Below are 20,711 nucleotides of genomic sequence, written 5' to 3'. Positions count from 1 at the left end.
ATTTACATTACCTAGTTAAACATCTGTTTTAAAATATAAAAAGCAGTTTGTGTTTTTGGTCACACAAACTGCTTTCCGTCTTTTTCAGATTGTCCTAGCCAAGGCAGGGGAAGTCATGGCTATTCAGGTCAAGATAGGCATGCCGATCAAAAGCGTATGCAGCTTCCAAACAAAGAGGAGGTAAAGAACGGTTCCCAGAACAACGCTGATTATATCGTTGCGCAGAGCGTTGGGGAACTCTTCTGCCTTTGTGTTTTTGCGATCATATTTTTTGAGGGAAATACGTGCCCAGATCGCCCAGACCAGAAACCCACCAAACAATGCAACTGAATACGGCTCACCATTGACCAGCAAATGAGAAATTGCCCAGATCTTAACGGCGAGAATAACAGGATCTTTGGTCCACCTGGCAATGTTACCGCGAATGAACTTTGCAAACGCCAGGATGAAGATTGGCAAGAGCAACGTCATCGCGACATGCCGGAGCCAGAATGGTGTCACGTAGAGTGGAAACAGATCTTCCTGGCGCGCCAGTACAAAGCCATAAATCATTGCGAACAGGCCAGTCAGCACGATTATCGAATAGATACCTCGGTACGCATTTAGTCCTACGCGCTGCACAATAGAATCACGAAATCCTGGAAAGGATGGGACGACGTGAATTCCCAGAAAGATGAAAAGTCCGACAAGCAGAAGCGTCATCGCGTGAACCTTTATTTTTGTATTTTAAGGTGAAGTCAATATCACGGTAGAGGGCACTGTGCCCATGTACTGTGAAATATCAATAACTTCGTAAGTTGCTACGTAAAGTCTTTTCTACATTTACCCAATTCTTTTTGGGTGTGCTCTTGAGCTCATGGTAGGTTTCTCGTTAAATCTTACTTAGTTGTGCCTCTGCACATATCATAGTCAACTGACTAGGTCCTTAGTTTGCGATATCTCTAAGGATCCTCCAACAGAAGCAGCGCTTGGAAAAACTCTATGTCCGAAAGTGACAGTGCAGCAGAAAATGCTGATCGTCGACGCATTCATCGTCGGCGCACATTGAAAGAGGGACGGATTGTCTTTGCAAGCCAGTCAATGATCTTTGATTGTATCATCCGCGACTTGTCCGATTATGGTGCTCGTGTAAAACTTGAGACCACCATAGATATCCCAGATGAGTTTATGCTCTATCTGGTTCATTTACGCCAACGGGTAAAAGCTGAGGTGCGCTGGAGAACAGCTGACACGCTCGGTGTGGAGTTTGTTGGTGAGAAAGAAACCGTTTCCAGCCTCATGAAAATCTAACTACTTCATAAACGCCCTCAATTCTGGGCGTTTTGTTTTGCTTGCGTACGATCTCATATCTCCCCCATACTACTCGGGCGCCTGTTCCAGGAGGAGATACCATGACACTCAGCCCCAACGAAGCCAAGACGCTGCTCTTAGCTCGAAAAGCAGAACTGACTGAACTTGCGGAAATATCGATGGGTGATCGTGCAACAGTCGCACTGGATCAACAATCTGTAGGCCGCATCTCCCGCATGGATGCCTTGCAACGCCAAGCGATGGCACAGGCAAACGATCGCCAACGCGCACGAGAACTCCAACGCATCGATGGTGCACTTCAACGCATCACAGAGGATGAATTCGGGTTTTGTCTTGAATGCGGTCAGGATATTCCGGAAGCGCGCCTTCGCGTTGATCCAGCGGCGCTAAACTGCATCAGTTGCGCTAAGCTGTTTGGATAGCTATCTCAGCAGACGACGCGTCGGCGACGTAACCTAGTTTACGCGCCACATAGTCCGGACACCTTTTTTCTTCTCATTTGCCCAAATGAGTTGAAACCGTTTAGCCATCTCGGCAACGCCATTCGTCCCGTGCCTGATATCCATATAAATTACAGTTCCCGGCCTTGTGACCGCTTCAACCTGATCAAGGTAGGCTGCAACCGGGAAATGCCATCCCCAAGCAATGTGTGAACTCACAACATCAAACGGACCTTCAGGAAACTCCTGCGCAGAGATATCAACGCTCTGGATATTTTCAGATGGGATGCCGTTCTTCTCTAAGACAGCTCGCATACATTCTAAGTCGTTGTACACTTCGGGCTTCTTTTTGAATCCATACTGAATTTCTTCGTCAAAACCGTTTTTGTCCAACCCGCAATATGAATGTTCACCCCCATAAACTTCCTTTAGAGCCAGCAGGCCGAACCCAAGACCACAACCTATATCCAAAAAACGCCCTCGTCCTTCAAGGACTGGCAAAAAAACGCGCATTCGCTCAACAGCCCGCGCCAGATGAACTCGAAACTGTTGCAACATTTCTAAATCATCAGTGCTAACCAAGTCGGTCCTTTGTTGGAGCAGATAGCCTTTTTCATCATCACTCAGTTGCAGCAGTGCTTCCGGCAATTCCATATCAAATAGGCCTTCTCATGAGGAACGACACAGAAGGTACAGGTGCGAACTGGCAAGCGCACTCCACGTGTTTTAGTGGGGCTGCTAACGCTCAGTTTTTAATCAACATACTACGTCTCAAATAAAAAAAAAGCGGCGCTGAAAATCAATGCCGCTTCAAACAACTTAAAGAGTTGCTTTATTATTCCCACTCAATGGTTCCTGGAGGCTTGGACGTGACATCATAAACGGCGCGGGTCGCCGCCCGGCTTAGCTGTTAAATTCCAAATGAAAGCTTAGGATGTACTACTGAGTTGTCATTTTACCGCACTCCTTTACCGCTTCTGAAACGGGCAAAGCCAAGAAGCGGTAAAGCAAACAGTTCTAACATACAATTCGCCAAAACTTGTTCTGAGAATGTAATATCAGGGAATCTAAAGTGCATGGCACCTTCATACTTTTTAAAGTATTTTTTTACACTAAAGCAGACCGCATAACACGCAGCCCAAAACGCTTAACCATTCCACTTGGTCAGGAAAGCGGAAGTTGTTGAATTGGTAGAAATACCTGAAGGCGATCGTTTGACCGACACTCTGGATCAGCAGTCGATTGATCACCTTTCCCGGATAGACATTCTAAAACGGCAAGATATGGTACAAGAAAATGACCATCAGCGTGCCCATGAATTACAACATATTGAAAGTACATTACGACGTATCAAAGAAAAGAATATTGATATTATCTGTGCAGCGAAGATATTCCAAAAGCCCTTGATAACCGAGCCCACGGACCTTCGCTGCATCACATGCACAAAATTATTCGGGCAATAAAACCGTATTTCAGGGGTTATCGCTTGGCCTTAGATATTGCAGCGAAAAGTAGCGCCTCATGAAAGTTAACTACTTTCCCCACCATTCTCGCGGCATTTTGATATCTGGTTTGGAATCCACATTTTGTTCGTCGAGTTGGTGAGGGAGAATAATTGGCAAATTAGAAGAACAAGCCTGAACTCGATCATTCCTAATGAACGTTATTTCGACGACCTTCGGAACATCAATACCTCCCAATGAAACAACTCCACAACAATTATTTGGATGCACATGAGCAATTGAAAAGCCTTTGTAGATCTTCTCAAATATTGCAGTCATTACACTTATGTAATTCCTGTCAAACAATCTATCTAAACCATGAAATTCAACAATCATGGAACGAAATTTCTTTAAGATATCAATGTCAGTTTCAATAAATACATCATATTCAGCGCCTTCAATATCCATTTGCAAAAGCATTTCGTCGTCATTGCATGCTTTCTTGGTGACCCAAGACGATAACGTCATAAACTCGCCTATATTCCTAGGCCCAATATATTTTGCTTCAAAATCAAATGCCGGATTTTGGGATGGGGGCTCTGACACACTAGCATCAGCCATAAAGCACTTTACATCGTATTCATTTGCCAGTTCAGATTCGAAACTGGCGGTGTAATCAACTCCAGGAGAGAAACAATACCGAATCCCCTCAAGGTCATTCGGAACTAGGTATCCACCGTCACCGCATCCACCAATTCTAACTAAATCAACAGCGACATAATTATCAAGGAACCTGCTGACAAAGTTACTAAGTTGCTCGGAGCTCGCAGGTTTACCCAACAGCAAACCACGGTCAAACGCTGCCTTTTTAGCTGAAGCTTTCACGCCCAATTTTAACTTCTCCCGTCAGTGCTCTGTTATCTGCAGAACACTGACCACTCAGTTTCGTATTTTTATACACCATAGCATTAGTAGGCGTCAGCTCAGAGACAGAATTATAGTGCTCGATACTTAACTAGCTTGCTGGAAATTTCAAAACAAGCACTATTGGTTTTTTGCGGTTGCAGTGTTCTGACTCTCAAGAATGAAAGCCAGAACAGCGCCCTATTTATGGCTAAAGGTACCTACCGCCGGCTTATTCCCACTCAATGGTTCCCGGGGGTTTGGACGTCACATCATAAACGACGCGGTTGATGCCGCGGACTTCGTTGATGATGCGGGTCGCCGCCCGTCCAAGGAATTCCATATCGTAGTGATAGAAGTCGGCAGTCATGCCATCTACAGAGGTCACTGCGCGCAGAGCACAAACGAACTCGTAGGTGCGGCTATCGCCCATCACGCCAACGGTCTGAACCGGAAGCAGAACGGCAAATGCCTGCCAGATGGCATCGTAAAGGCCAGCTTTGCGAATCTCATCCAGATAGATGGCATCAGCCTGACGCAGGATATCCAGCTTTTCACGGCTGATCCCGCCTGGACAACGGATCGCAAGACCTGGCCCTGGGAACGGATGACGCCCTATGAAGCTGTCTGGAAGACCAAGTTCACGACCAAGTTCGCGCACTTCATCTTTAAACAGCTCACGCAGTGGCTCAACAAGCTGCATGTTCATGCGCTCTGGCAGGCCACCAACGTTATGGTGAGACTTGATGGTTACTGAGGGGCCACCGGTGAAGGAGACACTTTCAATAACATCTGGATACAACGTTCCCTGAGCAAGGAACTCCGCGCCACCCAGCTTTTTCGCTTCTGCATCGAAAACTTCGATGAAGAGTCTACCGATGGTTTTGCGTTTTGTCTCGGGATCGGATTCGCCTTCCAACTGACCAATAAAGAGATCAGCTGCATCCACATGAACAAGCGGGATGCTGTAGTGATCACGGAACATGGAAAGAACCTGTTCCGTTTCACCCATACGCATCAAGCCATGATCAACATAGATACAGGTAAGCTGGTCACCAATCGCTTCGTGGATCAAAACGGCAGCAACGGAGCTGTCGACACCGCCAGAAAGGCCACAAATAACTTTTTTGTCGCCCACTTGCTGGCGGATCGCGTCAACGGCTTGCTGGCGGTATTCCGCCATTGTCCAGTCGCCGGAACAGCCTGCAATTTTGTGCGTGAAGTTCTCAATGAGCTTTGCACCATCTGGAGTGTGAACCACTTCGGGATGGAATTGCACAGCGTAGAATTTGCGCTTTTCATCTGCAACAGCTGCAAAGGGAGCGCCCTCTGACGTTGCAATAACCTCAAAGCCCTCAGGAAGAGCTTCGACGCGATCTCCATGGCTCATCCAAACCTGATGCTTTGACTCATTGGGCCAAATACCATCGAACAGCGGAGAGGATTTTGCTACGGAAACAAACGCACGGCCAAATTCACGGTGGTCAGAACTGGATACCTTACCACCAAGCTGGGCGCACATGGTCTGCTGACCATAACAAATGCCGAGCACTGGAATGCCTGCGTCAAAAATGATCTGGGGCGCACGTGGGCTCCCCATTTCAGTCGTGGATGCCGGACCACCTGACAGGATCACCGCCTTCGGATTCATTTCCTTAAAAGCAGCTTCTGCAGACTGGAACGGGACGATCTCTGAGTATACACCAGACTCGCGAACACGGCGCGCTATCAGCTGTGTAACCTGAGATCCAAAATCGATAATTAGGATGCGGTCAGTCATGGGCCGCTTCTACTCTGAACATTGCAATTTGGAAAGATCTATTCCGCGGAAAATGGCGGTTACGCAAAGAGTAACACCTGAATATCTGTGAGCTTTCGCAAACGCTTTAATTTATCAGAGAATTGATTGTTCGTGCTCTTCGATCGAGCTCATCATTTGCCCAAGACGGATGCGTTCCTGAACGTCCAATTGAGGCAGCAAATTCTTCTCAAGCTTCTCAAGCTGGGCTTCAAGGGCACGCAGAACAACTCGTCCATCTTCAGTGATATTTAAACGCACTAAACGACGATCCTTGGGATGCTCTTGTTTTTTGATAAGGTCAGCTTCACTTAACCGCTTTACGGCCCGCGAAACCGCAACTGTGTCTAAGCCGATGACCGGACCTAATTCTCGCACAGAGACAGACCCCAACCGTTCAAGCGCGCTGAGCACCAACCACGCAGGCAAGGATAGGCCATAATTCTTTTGCAAGTGATCTGACAAACGACGCTCAATAAAGCGGCCTGTTGCTATAATGCGCAGCGGCAGATAATTCAGCAGCTCGACATTATGTTCGTCTTCAAACAAGTTCGCTTGTGTCACAATGCTGGCACGGTACTTATCCGCCATAATCCTTCGCCCTGAGTAAATTGCCTAGCTTCTCACCATTGGTCAGTACCAAAGACTGAAAATGGTTAAGCTCACTTGAATATTGGTGATTTTTCCATGGCACTAGCCCCTGAATGTGGTTTTGATGGGATAGAAACGATCTTTCCACGCCTTCCTCACGCACCAGCAGGTTCCGCCTTTGACGCTGATTTGCCAAGCGCTTAGGCTTTACTCTGCATAGGTTTGATTTTGATTCGCAGAATAGCCTGTCAGCAGCTCCGTCAGGGACGGCGCTACAGACGGCACTGCCCAACAAGGGGGTCCGTAAAATATGACAGAGACGCTGCGTGGAATGCCGGGAACAGAGACACGGCAGGAGAGAATCAACGCTGCATTAGACGCAATATCCTTTATGGAACAAGAAGAGCGCTTTGAGGAGGTCATTCCGGTCTATCAGGACTTGGTTGGCCGGTACCCAGATGATGTTGAACTCTTGTTCCGCATGGCGACAATTATGCTGCGCAATGGCGACCTTCGGGAGGCCGTTGCACACCTGCGCAAAGTTCTGTTTATGAAGCCAGAACATCTGCCGGCGCGCGCCAATATGGGTAACGCGCTTTTATTGCTAGGTTACCTGGAACAATCAAGAGAAGCCTTTGAGGCTGTTGTAGAAGCTGAACCGCAAAACCGTAATGCGCTTTATGGCTTGGCGACGATCCTCATTAAGATGCATGTCCACCTTGAAGCTGAACCTTATGCACGGCGTCTAGTTAAACAAATTCCCACAAGTGCCCCTGCCCTAACCCTCCTTGCGGATGCTTTGAGTGCAGACACCAAAGCTGAAGCTGCTGTTTTGAACTATCTCAGTGCTTTAAAGGCAGATAGTTCCTATGTGCCAGCTTTGGTCGGCCTTGCTAAAGTCCTGATCCAACGAAAAAAGGCAGAGGAAGCGCATAACTACCTGAACCGTGCGCATGATTTACAGCCGCGCAATGTGGATGTTCTGGTTGCAATGGGGCATGCCTATTTTCTGGAAGACAATGTAAACGGTGCAGTCGAAAGCTTTGAGCTGGCTCATGCCTGCGAACCAGACAATGCAGCAGCGCTACTTCACCTTAGCATTGGCAAACGCCGTATGGGACTGATCTATGCCGGCGTATTGCATGCTGCAGAGGCGTGGCGTCTGGCTCCAGGAAACAAACAGGTTGGCAATGCATTAGGCGCAGCCCTTGCTTCCGCCGGGGCAAATGATGCTGCGCGCGATGTCCTGACCTCAATCTCTCGCCGAGAAGATTTACGGGCTGCGACGACAGCTAGCATCAAAGAAATCGAGTATCTGGCTAATCAAGGTTATGAGCGCCCGCAGCCCAATGGGCAGGAGCACCTATCAGAACCGGCCATGGAACTGGCCGTTGACACGACCTATTCTGGAGCGGATGACGCTACAGACCAGCAGCCAAGTTCTGCCGAGGATGCACCTAGCCAACGCGTAGCCGAAACAGTCTCTCCAGATTATCAAGACATAATCGAAGAGAGCGAAGAACGTTCATAAAAGAAAAGCCAGCGGTTCATGCTGGCTTTTTTGTTTCTCTATTTTTTAATCGCGTTCCATCATGGCAATAAAGAACCCATCCGTGTCTGTATGATACGGGGTTAGGGTTATTGTCCCACCATCTTTGAACAATGGCTTACGTCCCGCTACAGCACCGAAGTTCTCTTCCCAAACAGGCTCCAGATCCACGATCTTAAAATCACTATTCTTTTCAAGAAATGCTTTGATCTGAAGTTGGTTTTCAGCTGGTATCAATGAACACGTCGCGTAAATCAATTTACCGCCGGAGCGCACAAAACGAACGGCACTTTCCAGAACTTGCGCCTGATCTTCTACACGGCCACTAAGCGCGCTTTCCGTCACACGCCATTTTGTATCCGGGCGACGGCGCCAAACGCCGGTGCCTGTACATGGAGCATCGACGAACACGCGATCCATTTTCTTAAAACACACATCCAAAGAGCCGGTTTGCGGATCGATGGTCTGAATATTACGGACACCTGCACGAGCCATGCGGTCATACAGCGGTGCGAGGCGGGTTTTATGCGCATCGTAGGCGTAGATCTGGCCTTTGTTTTCCATCTGTGCAGCAAGCGCGAGGCTTTTGCCACCGCCACCAGCGCAGAGATCCAAGACCTGCTCGCCCGGTTTTGCACCAGAGAGGATAGAGGCAATTTGCGATGCCTCGTCCTGCAGTTCAAACCGGCCTTTTCTAAAGGTCTCTTCGGCTTGAACATGGGGCGATTTTCGAGACCCAACAACCGGGGCCAAACGAACGCCAACAGGTGACAAACCACTTGCTTCTGCTTTGAGATGCTCGAGGCGTTTCAGCACTTTTTCTTGCGTGCTTTTAATCGTGTTCACGCGCATATCAATTGGAGCACGCTCTGAGAGGGACTTCCCTACTGCATGTGCTTCATCGCCGAAATTATCTTGGAAGTGAGACCAGAGCCATTCTGGAACATTTGCAGAAACGTACTCTACGTCCTCAACCTGACAGTTTTCCAACAGCGCATTTCGCTCCAGATCACTCAATGGCTCAGGCGCATGATGGTCTAGTTCCATCACCTGCTCAAGTTGAGCAACCTCATTGCCCCAGCCCCAGATATAGGTGGCTAGAACAAGCGCACGTGCATCTTCAGAACCCATTGCCTGTGCATGAGACAGCTTATGGCGCAGCGCATCAAACACAAGATTGCCAATCGCGACGCGGTCGCCGGATCCAGCAAATCTATGTTTGTTGCCCCAATCTTTCAGAGCTTCCTGTACCGGACGGCGGCGCTCATTGATTTCCGCCAGCACTTCGATTGCAGCCGCAATTCGTCCACCGTCACGCATGAATGATCCTTAATTCTATGAAGTCAATTAAACGATTTAATCGTTAGGTCTAGCCAGCGTGTATGCCAGTCAGCAGAGCATTTCAATAGTGCATAGCACGCGAGACGCAAACAACCCAGCGTAGCCATCAACAGTTTCCTGTAACACTTTCATCAGGCTCAGTTTCAAATCCGCAAACACCCGCAGATACGCTAGTGATTAGGGGGCTTTTTAGGCGCTACGTCGTGACGCATGGCAAGTTTTATTAAAACCGTAGATGTAATAGCGTAATGGCCTCGGCCCAACAACAAAAAAACCTTGTGTTGCGTATCATGTCCTATCCGGTTTCTATTCTATTTCTTGGCAGCGGAATTCTTTACTTCTTAAAAGCGCACCAAATTGCCAACTCTTTCGCTGCAAGCACATCCTTCAGTCCGGGCCGCAAACATTATGTGTTCGCATTTGGAGCTTTCGGAACTGATGTTCTGCTTTCAATTTTATTCACCGTTGGAGGTTTGGGCGCATTGGAGCTAATTTTCTCCATATCCAGCTCCTGGTACTACCCGGTGGTCTATATTCTTATCTACCTTAGTACCTTGAGTTTTTTCACTCTGAAGACACGCCTTTAACAGAACCAATTTCTGAATGTAAAAAGGCTCGCCTCATAAATAAGGCGAGCCTTTTTGATTTTTCAATTTGCCTAGCTTACGCGCTTTTTACATTCCGTAAGAAGCTTGCAATGTTATCGCGCAACATATCCGCCTGCTTGTTGAGAATTTGAGAGGATGAAAGCACCTGGCCTGCAGTGACGCTGGTTTCTGAAGCAGCGGAAGACACACCCGCCATGTTTTCTGCAACGTTCTGTGTGCCAATGGCTGCTTGCTGAACGTTCTCACTGATCTCCGTGGTTGCCGCTCCCTGCTGCTCCACTGCGGCAGCAATTGTCGCTGTGATGTCATTCACATCGGCCATGGTTTTAGTGATGGCATTAATAGCCCCAACAGCTTCCTGTGAAGAATTCTGAATACCAACGATCTGGCTGGAGATTTCTTCCGTTGCCTTGGAGGTTTGGTTCGCAAGCTCTTTCACCTCAGAGGCAACCACAGCAAAGCCCTTGCCCATTTCACCGGCGCGAGCCGCTTCAATCGTTGCGTTCAGAGCAAGTAGGTTGGTTTGCTCAGCAATGGCTTGAATGAGCGAGACGACTTCGCCAATTCTTTGCGCAGCGCTGTCTAGGCTCGATACTTTATCATTTGTGATTTGCGCAGTGGATGTTGCATCAGCCACAACTCGCTGCGTTTGACCAACCTGTCTGCTGATCTCCTCAATTGAAGCTGCCAGTTGCTCTGCTGCGGACGCTACCGTTTGTACATTGGTAGACGCTTCCTCGGAAGACGCTGCCGCTGTTGTAGAACGATCTGTTGTGTGCTCTGCAATATCAGTCAAGGCCTTTGCTGACTGCTCCATTTCTGTGGAGTTGTCCGCAACCGTTGTCAGGCTTTCACGAATTGTCTCATCAAAATCTGTAATGAGCTCATCAATGTGCTTTTGACGAAGGACACGTGCTTCCTGTTCTTGTTCAGATTCATTTTGAAGCTTCAAACGCTCAACCGCATTGCCGACAAAAACTTCCAGAGCCTTTGCCATTTGGCCGATTTCATCTTTGCGATCCGTATAAGGTACAGGTTTTTTTACGTCGCCTTTGGTCAACGTGTTCATACGGGCTGTTAAGCCAACAACTGGCTTGGCAATCGAAGTTCCCACAAACCAGAGAACAACAGTTCCCAATAGTAAACAGATTAGCGCTGTGATGATTGCATCATTTCTAGTCGCGTTTGCCGCCGCAAGAAGCTCAGAATCATCTACTGAGATGATAGCAAACCAAGTCTGATCGGTATCGCGGAGCGTGACAGGATAAGCTGCCATGCTGATATCACCCAGGTTTTGGACAACACCATCGGCAGTCGCCGTACGAATGAGTTTTTGAACAGCGGAGGATACTTCCTGGCCTTCCAGGCTTGAATTTGAGTTTGCAACCCAACGACTGTTGTCGCTTATCAATCCAACAAACCCGCTTTTAAACTTACGCGTCGTATCGAAACTACTGATGATCTCATTGAGGTAAATATCACCTCCGACAATACCCATTGCCTTGCCGCTCTCATCAAACAAGGTAGACGATGCTGAGACAGTCATGACCGTTTCCCCGTCAATATCGGAGGGATATGGAGCCGTGACCATATCAACGCCCTTGCGAAGCGGAACGTCATACCAATCTTTGGAACTTTTGTGTTCGATTGGAGCTGGCCGCCAACCTACGTTGCCATTCTTCCGGAAAAAGTAAGGTGCAAAACGACCGTTCTCATTTGAGAACCCCTTGCCCTTATTCCCTGCATCCAAACCGTATAGATCGGGTTCCAGGATCATTACCATCCCATCTACCGACTTATTCGCTTTTAAAAAATCTCTTGTTATCTCAGCCATTTGATCACGCGACAGCTCAACCCGGCGCAAGGTCTGCTGAATTTGGTCGGCATAGCTTGCAATGACTGTCTGGGTTTCGCTAATGGCTCGGTAAGCAATTTCAGCCTGGATTTGAGAGCTTTCCAAAAGTTGCTCTTCTCCGGCCTTTTCAGAGGCATTATTCATTAGGACTGTAACAACTGCAATAAGTGCAACAAAGCCAAATAAAAATACGATATTCGCAGCCGCGAATATTCTTAAACGCAATGACATGATTTTTCCCATTGAATTAGTTCAATTTTCCCTCAACCTGAATAACAGAAAAAAACCAACTGCAACTTATAGCTAATATTTAAATATAAGTAATGCATAGATCAAATTGACGCACCTGTTTAGATAGATAAAATCACCTAGATTTATCAAAATTTGAAGAATACATACGCAAATCGATAATTTATTTAGTAAAAAAAGAGGGTAATTATTTGATACTTATTTAAAGGAAGCGCAGAGATCATACGAAAAGTAGTCAGATGGTACATAATCTTAAAAAAAAGGCTGCTATGCAATCCGCAAGGCAGCCTTTGTGTTTCATGTGTCACAACTCGTTAGAAGCTAACTGAGCTCAAACTGCGCCGGGGTAATTCGGACTTTCGCGTGTGATCGTAACATCGTGAGGGTGGTTTTCACGCAAGGACGCACCGGAGATCCGCACGAAGGTTGCGCGTTTTTTGTACTCTTCCAGAGTAGGAGCGCCAACGTAACCCATGGAAGCACGAACACCGCCTGCCAGCTGGTGCAATACAGAGGACAAAAGTCCTTTGTATGGAACCTGACCTTCAATGCCTTCCGGAACCAGCTTGAGCTTGTCGGAAACTTCTGCTTGGAAGTAACGATCCGCCGAGCCGCGCGCCATAGCACCTACGGATCCCATGCCACGGTAGGCTTTGTAGGAGCGGCCCTGATGGAGATAAACTTCACCTGGGCTCTCTTCGGTGCCCGCAAGCAGTGAGCCCACCATGCAAGAGCCTGCGCCGCCAGCAAAAGCCTTTGCCATATCGCCAGAGTACTTGATACCGCCATCGGCAATGATTGGAACACCTGCTTTTGCAGCTTCTTCAGCGCAATCCATAATCGCAGTCAGCTGAGGAACACCAACACCAGCAACGATACGGGTTGTACAGATAGATCCCGGCCCAATACCAACTTTTACGGCATCGGCGCCTGCATCAATCAGCGCCTTTGTTGCGGCAGGTGTGGCAACGTTACCAGCCACCAGCTCCACATTCGGGTACCGCTTCTTGATCAACGCAACCTGATCAATCACCGCCTGTGAGTGACCGTGTGCAGTGTCGACCACCAATAGATCTACTTGGGCTTCAATGAGAGCTTCCGCACGTCTCATTCCATCTTCACCCACACCGGTTGCAGCGCCGGCCAGAAGACGTCCCTGCTCATCCTTGGAGGAATTTGGATTGAGCTTGGCTTTTTCCATGTCCTTTACAGTGATCAAACCAGTGCAACACTGGTTGTCATCTACCACCAGCAGCTTTTCAATACGGTGATGATGCAGCAAGCGCTTGGCTTCATCTTGATGAACATTGTCACGAACCGTTACTAGATTATCGCGGGTCATCAGCTCGCAAACCAGCTGGTCCGGGTTGGTTGCAAAGCGAACATCACGGTTTGTAAGGATACCAACCAGACGACCAACTGAGTTGCCGCCCCGACCGCCGTTTTCAACAACAGGGATACCGGAAATCTTATGCGTTTCCATAAGGTCGAGCGCATCTTTCAACGATGCATCCGGGCCAATCACCAATGGATTGACGACCATACCGCTTTCAAATTTCTTCACCTGACGCACATGTTCAGCCTGACGCTCATGGGTCATGTTTTTGTGAATGATACCCAACCCACCGGCCTGAGCCATTGCGATAGCAAGGCGTCCTTCGGTCACAGTGTCCATTGCAGAAGAGAGAATCGGCAAGTGCAAATGCAGATTGCGAGAGATGCGGGAGCGCAGGTCGACCTGAGCTGGCATGATCTCGGAATGCCCTGGAAGGAGCAGAACGTCATCAAAGGTCAAAGCTTCCTGACCTGAAGATGGTTCGTAAAAAGTAGGCATTGCCAAGTTCCCTTCGGGTAAAAATAGATCACTCTGATCCACCCCCTGCGGTGTGGATTTGACTGCAGAGTTGCCTGAAAATATAGAGAAGTTGACGCGGGTCACTACCACGGCTTTTTAGATTTGGAAAGGGGCATTTTGATATTTCGGTGTGAATTCCGACATTAAGGTTGCCTTAGTCTCACCAACCGCAATCATCAATTACGTTTCAGAAATGGGGATCCATAGACCTGCCTTCGCATTCCAGGCCCTCTTCCTTGCGAATGAGCCAGACTTGCGCATAAAAAAGGCTGGTCGAAACCAGCCTTTTCTCAATTCTTATGTGTCGTTACCGCGATAGCCCTTGGCCAGAACAAACATCTCGGGGCTCGCCTTCCGGCTCGCTGGCGGCTTAACGTGAATGATGGATTTGAATTCTTTTTTCAACTCCATCATTGCTTTTGCTTCTGCACCACCGGCAAACACCTTTGAGAGGAAGCAACCACCTTGATTGAGGTTTTTACGTGCAAAATCAATCGCGATCTCAAACAGGTATGTGGTTCGCAAGTGATCTGTCTGGCGATGGCCTGTTGTTGGTGCCGCCATATCGGACATCACCAAATCAGGGCGATGCCCACCGAGTGCGCTCATCAGCGCATCTGGAGCATCATCATCCAGAAAATCTTTTTGCAAGATCACAACACCGGGGATCGGCTCAACTTCAAGATAGTCAATCCCAACCACCAATGGACGCTCATCCGTTGACCCAACAATGGGTGCGGTCAACTGACTCCAGCCACCTGGCGCACATCCCAGATCAACCACACGCATTCCTGGCTTCAGGATTTCGTGTTTCTCGTTGATCTCGATAAGCTTGTAGGCGGCACGAGAACGATAGCCATCTGCCTTTGCGCGGCGGACATACGGATCGTTCAACTGACGTTGAAGCCATAATGTTGATGAGTTAGACCGTTTACGCGCGGTTTTAACGCGCTGAAACATGCCACGATCACCTGTTCCACGACCACTCGAGTTACCGGTCATCTATTGTATTCCTTTCTCGGGGTGCGGCGGCGTCTATGGGAGGAGTTGCTCCAGACCTTGTCTGCAGCCATCATCTCCATCAGTATACCTTCACGCAGTCCTCTATCAGCGACACGCAAACGCTGACAAGGCCACCTGCGGCGTATACCTTCCAATATCGCACAGCCTGCTAGCACCAAATCGGCTCTGTCCTCACCAATACAAGGGTTATCAACCCGCTCCTGGTAGGACATATTCAAAAGCTGGTTAATCATGGCTGAAACATCTTCCTGCTCCATCCATGCTCCATCAACACGGCGGCGATCATATCGCTTGAGGCCAAAATGAACCCCAGCCAACGTGGTCACCGTCCCGGATGTTCCCAGCATATGCACGTTGCCGCGCTCTATAGCACGGGAAAGCTCATTGCCAAGCGGAAAACTCTCCAACCGCTGCATGACATCAGCAACCATGACCTCAAACATCTCCGGCGTGACATCCACCCCGCCATGACGCTCGGCCAGATTAACAACACCCAACGGCAAGGAGGTCCATGCTCTGACAAAGCGTGTCAGCGCAAAACCACGCGCGCCGTACCTGTTGCGCAAATCAAGCCAGACAATCTCGGAGGAGCCGCCGCCGATGTCGAATAAGAGAACACCGTCGGCTTCTGGGTCTACCAGAGAGACACAGCCAGCAACTGCGAGGCGTGCCTCAGTTTCCTGACTTACGATCTCCAGCTGAAGGCCTGCTTCCTTTTTTGCTCGCTCAACGAACTCTTCACCGTTTTCGGCTGCACGGCAGGCTTCAGTCGCGATGAGCCGCGCTCGCTGAGCGCCGCGCTCGGTGATCTTTTGCTGGCACACCTGCAACGCTTCGATGGCGCGCGAAATTGCGTCATTGGAGAGTTTCCGGTTTTTACCGACCCCTTCTCCAAGGCGTACAATTTTCGAATACGCATCGACAACGCGAAATCCGCGTTGCTCAGGACGAGCAATCAACAAACGACAGTTGTTGGTTCCAAGATCCAGCGCCGCATATAGCTCCTGGTGCACAGAATCTGGCTGCCTGTGCCTGTCCGGGAACCGATGCGTTCCATCCCCTCTGCTATCAGTGGGATGTCGGTGTCTATCATCGTCGTGTGACCGATGTCCTTCAGAAGATCGAGGCTGTTTTTCCTCCTCAGCCGACCGGGATCGGCTTTGAGCAGGCACAGTCCTCCCGACCTCATCCCTTGGCATAGGAGAAGGTTGCACAACTTCTACTGATGTACCGCCCGGATCAATATTGACGACGGGCGGATGTAGTTTCTGGTTTAAAAGCGCGCGCCGTTCAGCCCTATTGGGCTTTGTGCGTCGCGCCTTCCTCTGCCGTTTGGCACCTTCAGGACGAGAACTGCCCGCCTCTTCCGCAGAACCTGCAGAATGGCCGGACTCAGCGCAAAGCAAAGACGCAATTTTAGCGTCTCCACCGTTGCGCTTCCTGTGGCGTTGCTTCCGTTTGCCCTTTTTGGGGCTCCCTGGGACGCCGGGCGTTCTCGATCCGTCTGAGGAGGACCGCTCACCCGTTTTCTTCAAGTGCTGTGCCTTTGTGCAGCCCGGAATGCCATTGCATCCACTTATGGGCTGAAGTCATTTTAAGTTGGCATCATTGTAACAGTTTACTGACAAACAGCAATCGGCGCTTTAGATTGGTACAGCCCTAAATTTCGGCGCCCAACTTCCCCCTCAGAAGCACACCAAAAGCCTTCACAAACTGGGTGCGCGCGTCTTGGCACGTCACCACAGATACATATAGGAGAATCCCTGATAAATTGAGCGCTTTATACACAAGCGGGAGCCCCTTTTTCGCCCTAGGTCCCTGATTTTGTTAAAACTCGCCAGAACCACATTGACAAGGTTGGACACGACAACTAAAAGCCGTTTCACCAACGATGTGAAGCGCTTGCGATACTTCGTTGTCTGGCAGTAACTAACGCACTGTTATTGCTGGGGATTAGTTTAATGGTAGAACGACGGACTCTGACTCCGTTAGTCCTGGTTCGAGTCCAGGATCCCCAGCCAATTTCTCAAGTTATTGAGACAGTCTGTTAGTACCCTCAGTTGCATAGGTCACCTTCAGATCTTTCGCACTGTTCTGCTGGGGATTAGTTTAATGGTAGAACGACGGACTCTGACTCCGTTAGTCCTGGTTCGAGTCCAGGATCCCCAGCCAATCTTTCCTGATAAATTGTTGAGTTTATTGCGTTCCTAGGTTTACTAGTGCGTTGCGATCCAGTTGACGCCTTCTCATGCATCTGAACACAATCAGCCAATGATGCATTCAGAGCAAAGGCGCCCTTATGCCATATTCCCCTAAACGAATTGCAATCTTCGGTGCAAGTGGAGCTATTGGCTCTGCAGTCGTTGTTGAATGCGCGAAACGCTATGCAGATGCACAGATCTTTGCTTTTGCCCGGACCAGAGAGCGGGTACCCCTCTCCCCCTTGGTCCACCACCATGGATTGGATGTCGATGATGAGACGTCACTGGCTGCAGATGCGCAAAACCTAAAATCCGGCGGTGGTCTGGATCTGGTCTTTGTTGCAACGGGACAATTGCATAGCTCGGGTACGCGACCCGAAAAGACGATCCGTAGCTTGTCGGCCAGTGCCATGCAGGAGATTTATCAAGCAAACACGGTTTTGCCAGCGATCATAATGAAGCACTTTCTGCCATTACTTTCCAAAGACAGGAAAACCGTTTTTGCTGCGATCTCGGCAAGAGTTGGAAGCATCTCTGACAATCGTTTGGGAGGATGGTATTCTTATCGCGCCTCGAAGGCCGCGCTCAATATGTTGATCAAATGCGCAAGTGTGGAAATGCGGAGAAGTCATCCCGAGGCCTGCTTGGTTGGCATCCACCCCGGCACCGTGGACAGCGCTCTGTCCAAGCCATTTCAGCGCGCAGTGCCGGAAGGCAAGTTGTTCTCGCCTTCCTATTCTGCCGGGATGATCCTGACTGCGCTTGAACACTTGGAGGCATCCCAAAGCGGAAAGTGTTTTGCTTATGACGGAACTGAAATAGCGCCGTGATTAGGCAGCCTGCTCCACTCGCATAACGTATTGATCAAACACATCACGGCTTTGTTCCAAAAGCACCTCACACCAGTCAGGTGTATCAACAAACAGTGCGTCCTTCAGTTCCTGCTGAATTTGCGCGGCCAGCTCTGGGGCAACTGTGGCTCTGTTTCGTTTAAGCCAATTATCGCGGCGATGTGCGTCTAGCACTTGCTCAAATGGGACAGTTCCAAATTCCAGAATAAGTTTTGTGGCCGGCTTTTCCAGATCCAGCACATCCATGGCATCGCACATAAACCCGCCAATCAGGCTCCATTCTGCTTGCTCGCCGGGTTTAGAGCTTAAATCCATGACCTCGCAGAACCCACTGGGCCCGACACCGGTGTGAAGGTCAATGATGGTGGCCTGCTTTGCTCCTGCTCCATAACGGGCGATAATTTCCTTCAAGGTCTTCGTTGACCATGACGTTTCCGTACCACCATAGAACAGTCCCATTGGCACTGTGTACTGGCCCTTCAAGACTTTTTGCGTCAGAGCGCCGGCACCATTTTCCAAGGTGTAGGCCCTTATCGCGGAGTTAGCGGCCTCCCATTCAGGACCTGAGATCGCCGGCGCACAGATAGCCGCGTGCAGCCCTTCGTAATCTGGGTTTGTTGGCAGCTCACCGCCAAAATCTACAGAATTACGATTGTTGTCGACATTGTTCTCATCCGTTCTGGTGAAAATAGCGCACCCTGCTGGATTAACCGCATGCACCCAGACAAGTTTCGTGTTCTCAGGCAGGTTTTGCGCATGACGTGTCATCAAATCAAGCTGAATACCAGAGCCTGCTGTCAGTTCTGTGCCATGGACACCGGAGGTCACGAAAACAACATGTTCACACGCCCGCCCGCCCTGTACAGCGACGCTCATCTGAACAGGCCCCTCTTCCGTTTTAAAACTCGGATGAGGGATGATTTCCATTTCAAAGCCCAGATCTTGAGCCAAATCTACAAAGCGCTGTTGGGCTTCAAAATAATCGTCAGAAAAAATTGGATTTGCGGGCATAGAATACTCTTCAGACCTGAGAGGATGAACCTGTGATATATCGACAGCTACATTACACACCTAATTGACCTTACAAGAATAATCTAGTCTGTTGTTTCCAAGCTATTTTTCTGGGTTCCTTCCAAGCTGAACAGTTCTGCGGAAAGGAGCCTTTACATATCAAGCGGAGGCCGCAGCCCATAAGAGGTGCAGCCTCTGGCTTTCTGGGAGCAAATAATGACAAGAAAACTGATACTTGATGTGGACACCGGAACGGATGATGCCGTCGCGATTATGCTGGCTGCGCTGCATGCAGATTTGGACCTGATTGGCGTTACGACCGTCAACGGAAATGCAGAGGTGTATTACTGCACTGATAATTCACTGCGCGTGCTGGAGTACATCGGCAAGCCGAATATTCCAGTTTACGAAGGTTGCGCCAAGCCGCTGGTTCGTAATGATTTTCCCGTACCACGCACGGTCAATGACTTGACTGCCAAAATTCACGGCAAGCACCTTCCGCTGCCCGAAACCTCTTTGAAGGCACAGCAGCAGCACGCGGTTGACTACCTCATTGAAACTTACCGCAATGCAACTGACCCTATTACGCTGGTTCCAGTTGCTCCGCTGACCAATATTGCTGCTGCCCTTACTGCCGAACCGAAGCTGGTGGATCTCATCCCCGAAATTATCCTCATGGGCGGTGGGCATGATGTTGGCAACATAACGCCTGCCGCAGAATTCAACATCTGGGCTGATCCAGAAGCAGCTTATACCGTTTTCAATGCTGGCTTTAAAAACCTAACCATGGTGCCGCTTGATGCGACCCATAAAGCACTGATTACAGCTACGCAGTGCCGCCAGTTTGATGAACTAGGCACGCCAGCCGGCAAAGCGATGGCCGCTGTAACGGGTCATCGCATTGGTGTTCATGACAAGATCCAGCGCATGGATATTGAACACAGCGCCCCTGTTCATGATGCTTTGTGTATTGCTCACCTTATCCAGCGTGATGTGATTACACTGGAAGAGCATCCCGTTGACATTGAGATCCACGGAGAACTGACTGTAGGCCGTACCATTGTCGATAAGAACCGGCGCGGTTCAAAGCCGGTAAACTGCAAAGTGGCTTTTGATGCCAATGCAGCTCTGTTTGTAGACATCATGATGCAGACATTTGCGAAGAATAAATAAGCATCAACTTTGTGGTGCTGGCGTCATAAATGATGCCAGCATCTAAGGCGTATTATTTGGTAAAAGCTGATTGGTTTGTATTATCTAACAGCCAGCGCGACCCGAATTTATCGATTGCTATGCAGCTGGCCGATGTTTGTGAGCCGAACATCAAACACTTCACTTTTACAGCTGACGCCAATTGCCTGCGCAAGGAATAATGGGACTCTGCTGGCCACATCAGCCCGGCCACTCACTTCCATGAGCTGTTGACTGCCTAAAGAGCCACTGGTATCGGCTAAGGCTGCAAAGCTCACCACGCCAACAAGGATCAGTCCAAACAACCAAAGTGATCGCATTTATCTCTCCGTGGCAGTCCCTATAGTTCTGCTGGTGAAGTATAGGATTTACCACAGTCAGCCGTACGGCACGTTTCTATTTTCAGTTATGCGATAATTGAGGGGCATATTGATTTCAACTCTGGCGTAGGGGCAAATAACAGCCCTCTTCTCTTCAATTTTACCATTTGGT

Annotated in this window: 19 protein-coding genes and 2 tRNA genes; 9 read left to right on the top strand and 12 right to left on the bottom strand. The window is 49.2% G+C overall.

The features are described 5' to 3' along the window. Nucleotides 1–123: 123 nt before the first annotated feature. Complete coding sequence (locus BLS62_RS09890) at nucleotides 124–702, bottom strand: NnrU family protein (RefSeq protein WP_093180003.1); 579 nt, start codon at nucleotides 700–702, stop codon at nucleotides 124–126. A gap of 279 nt (nucleotides 703–981) precedes the next feature. On the opposite strand from BLS62_RS09890, the gene BLS62_RS09885 reads away from it, so the two are divergent. Together BLS62_RS09885 and BLS62_RS09880 are read left to right on the top strand one after the other, a co-directional pair. Beyond that, nucleotides 982–1,290: a PilZ domain-containing protein gene (locus BLS62_RS09885; protein WP_093180001.1), complete on the top strand. Its 309-nt coding sequence runs from the start codon at nucleotides 982–984 to the stop codon at nucleotides 1,288–1,290. A 101-nt stretch (nucleotides 1,291–1,391) separates the two neighbouring features. Then, nucleotides 1,392–1,733 (top strand): TraR/DksA family transcriptional regulator, encoded by a 342-nt coding sequence (locus BLS62_RS09880; protein WP_093179998.1) that lies wholly within the window; start codon nucleotides 1,392–1,394, stop codon nucleotides 1,731–1,733. Between the two features lie 33 nt (nucleotides 1,734–1,766). On the opposite strand, the gene BLS62_RS09875 is transcribed toward BLS62_RS09880, so the two are convergent. After that, entirely contained in the window at nucleotides 1,767–2,405 is a 639-nt protein-coding gene (locus BLS62_RS09875; protein WP_093179995.1) for a class I SAM-dependent methyltransferase, read from the bottom strand. Nucleotides 2,406–2,938: 533 nt separating this feature from the next. On the opposite strand from BLS62_RS09875, the gene BLS62_RS09865 reads away from it, so the two are divergent. Next, on the top strand, nucleotides 2,939–3,214 hold the full coding sequence (locus tag BLS62_RS09865) for a hypothetical protein (RefSeq protein ID WP_208990792.1): 276 nt from the start codon (nucleotides 2,939–2,941) through the stop codon (nucleotides 3,212–3,214). Between the two features lie 69 nt (nucleotides 3,215–3,283). On the opposite strand, the gene BLS62_RS09860 is transcribed toward BLS62_RS09865, so the two are convergent. The 3 genes from BLS62_RS09860 to BLS62_RS09850 form a co-directional block, all read right to left on the bottom strand. Continuing rightward, on the bottom strand, nucleotides 3,284–4,084 hold the full coding sequence (locus BLS62_RS09860; protein WP_093179989.1) for an FkbM family methyltransferase: 801 nt from the start codon (nucleotides 4,082–4,084) through the stop codon (nucleotides 3,284–3,286). Between the two features lie 244 nt (nucleotides 4,085–4,328). Next, nucleotides 4,329–5,876: a glutamine-hydrolyzing GMP synthase gene (gene guaA, locus BLS62_RS09855; protein ID WP_093179986.1), complete on the bottom strand. Its 1,548-nt coding sequence runs from the start codon at nucleotides 5,874–5,876 to the stop codon at nucleotides 4,329–4,331. A 114-nt stretch (nucleotides 5,877–5,990) separates the two neighbouring features. Continuing rightward, on the bottom strand, nucleotides 5,991–6,485 hold the full coding sequence (locus tag BLS62_RS09850; RefSeq protein WP_093179983.1) for a MarR family winged helix-turn-helix transcriptional regulator: 495 nt from the start codon (nucleotides 6,483–6,485) through the stop codon (nucleotides 5,991–5,993). A gap of 310 nt (nucleotides 6,486–6,795) precedes the next feature. On the opposite strand from BLS62_RS09850, the gene BLS62_RS09845 reads away from it, so the two are divergent. Next, on the top strand, nucleotides 6,796–8,016 hold the full coding sequence (locus BLS62_RS09845; protein ID WP_208990791.1) for a tetratricopeptide repeat protein: 1,221 nt from the start codon (nucleotides 6,796–6,798) through the stop codon (nucleotides 8,014–8,016). Between the two features lie 45 nt (nucleotides 8,017–8,061). On the opposite strand, the gene BLS62_RS09840 is transcribed toward BLS62_RS09845, so the two are convergent. Continuing rightward, nucleotides 8,062–9,354: an RsmB/NOP family class I SAM-dependent RNA methyltransferase gene (locus tag BLS62_RS09840; protein WP_093179980.1), complete on the bottom strand. Its 1,293-nt coding sequence runs from the start codon at nucleotides 9,352–9,354 to the stop codon at nucleotides 8,062–8,064. Nucleotides 9,355–9,623: 269 nt separating this feature from the next. Here BLS62_RS09840 and BLS62_RS09835 point away from each other — a divergent pair, with 269 nt between their 5' ends. Next, complete coding sequence (locus BLS62_RS09835) at nucleotides 9,624–9,962, top strand: hypothetical protein (protein ID WP_208990790.1); 339 nt, start codon at nucleotides 9,624–9,626, stop codon at nucleotides 9,960–9,962. Nucleotides 9,963–10,038: 76 nt separating this feature from the next. Here the strand turns inward: BLS62_RS09835 and BLS62_RS09830 are convergent, their stop codons facing one another. From BLS62_RS09830 to BLS62_RS09815, 4 genes are all read right to left on the bottom strand, one after another. Continuing rightward, nucleotides 10,039–12,069: a methyl-accepting chemotaxis protein gene (locus BLS62_RS09830; protein WP_093188723.1), complete on the bottom strand. Its 2,031-nt coding sequence runs from the start codon at nucleotides 12,067–12,069 to the stop codon at nucleotides 10,039–10,041. Between the two features lie 349 nt (nucleotides 12,070–12,418). Beyond that, a complete protein-coding gene (guaB, locus tag BLS62_RS09825) occupies nucleotides 12,419–13,921 on the bottom strand; it encodes an IMP dehydrogenase (RefSeq protein ID WP_093179978.1) in 1,503 nt (500 codons plus the stop codon). A 318-nt stretch (nucleotides 13,922–14,239) separates the two neighbouring features. Then, the gene (locus BLS62_RS09820; protein ID WP_093179975.1) at nucleotides 14,240–14,944 is read right to left on the bottom strand and encodes an RlmE family RNA methyltransferase; all 705 of its coding nucleotides are present in this window, start codon (nucleotides 14,942–14,944) and stop codon (nucleotides 14,240–14,242) included. Further along, nucleotides 14,941–16,380 carry a Ppx/GppA phosphatase family protein gene (locus BLS62_RS09815; protein ID WP_244283634.1) on the bottom strand — a complete coding sequence of 480 codons (1,440 nt, stop codon included), beginning with the start codon at nucleotides 16,378–16,380 and terminating at the stop codon, nucleotides 14,941–14,943. The genes BLS62_RS09820 and BLS62_RS09815 overlap by 4 nt, the downstream gene beginning before the upstream one ends. Before the next feature lie 532 nt (nucleotides 16,381–16,912). Here BLS62_RS09815 and BLS62_RS09810 point away from each other — a divergent pair. The 3 genes from BLS62_RS09810 (at nucleotide 16,913) to BLS62_RS09800 (ending at nucleotide 17,996) form a co-directional block, all read left to right on the top strand. Beyond that, nucleotides 16,913–16,986 (top strand) — tRNA-Gln (locus BLS62_RS09810). Nucleotides 16,987–17,063: 77 nt separating this feature from the next. Further along, a tRNA-Gln gene (locus BLS62_RS09805) sits at nucleotides 17,064–17,137 on the top strand. 127 nt (nucleotides 17,138–17,264) lie between these two features. Further along, nucleotides 17,265–17,996: an SDR family NAD(P)-dependent oxidoreductase gene (locus BLS62_RS09800; protein ID WP_093179968.1), complete on the top strand. Its 732-nt coding sequence runs from the start codon at nucleotides 17,265–17,267 to the stop codon at nucleotides 17,994–17,996. On the opposite strand, the gene BLS62_RS09795 is transcribed toward BLS62_RS09800, so the two are convergent. Next, nucleotides 17,997–19,028: a DUF2817 domain-containing protein gene (locus BLS62_RS09795; RefSeq protein ID WP_093179965.1), complete on the bottom strand. Its 1,032-nt coding sequence runs from the start codon at nucleotides 19,026–19,028 to the stop codon at nucleotides 17,997–17,999. It lies immediately after the preceding gene. Nucleotides 19,029–19,244: 216 nt separating this feature from the next. On the opposite strand from BLS62_RS09795, the gene BLS62_RS09790 reads away from it, so the two are divergent. Beyond that, complete coding sequence (locus tag BLS62_RS09790; RefSeq protein WP_093179962.1) at nucleotides 19,245–20,201, top strand: nucleoside hydrolase; 957 nt, start codon at nucleotides 19,245–19,247, stop codon at nucleotides 20,199–20,201. Nucleotides 20,202–20,308: 107 nt separating this feature from the next. Here BLS62_RS09790 and BLS62_RS09785 read toward each other — a convergent pair whose 3' ends face one another. After that, nucleotides 20,309–20,539 (bottom strand): hypothetical protein, encoded by a 231-nt coding sequence (locus BLS62_RS09785; RefSeq protein WP_208990789.1) that lies wholly within the window; start codon nucleotides 20,537–20,539, stop codon nucleotides 20,309–20,311. Nucleotides 20,540–20,711: the final 172 nt, after the last annotated feature.

Origin of the sequence: Pseudovibrio sp. Tun.PSC04-5.I4 (assembly GCF_900104145.1) — a bacterium.
Lineage (GTDB): Bacteria > Pseudomonadota > Alphaproteobacteria > Rhizobiales > Stappiaceae > Pseudovibrio.
This window is presented reverse-complemented; position numbering and strand designations above follow the sequence as displayed.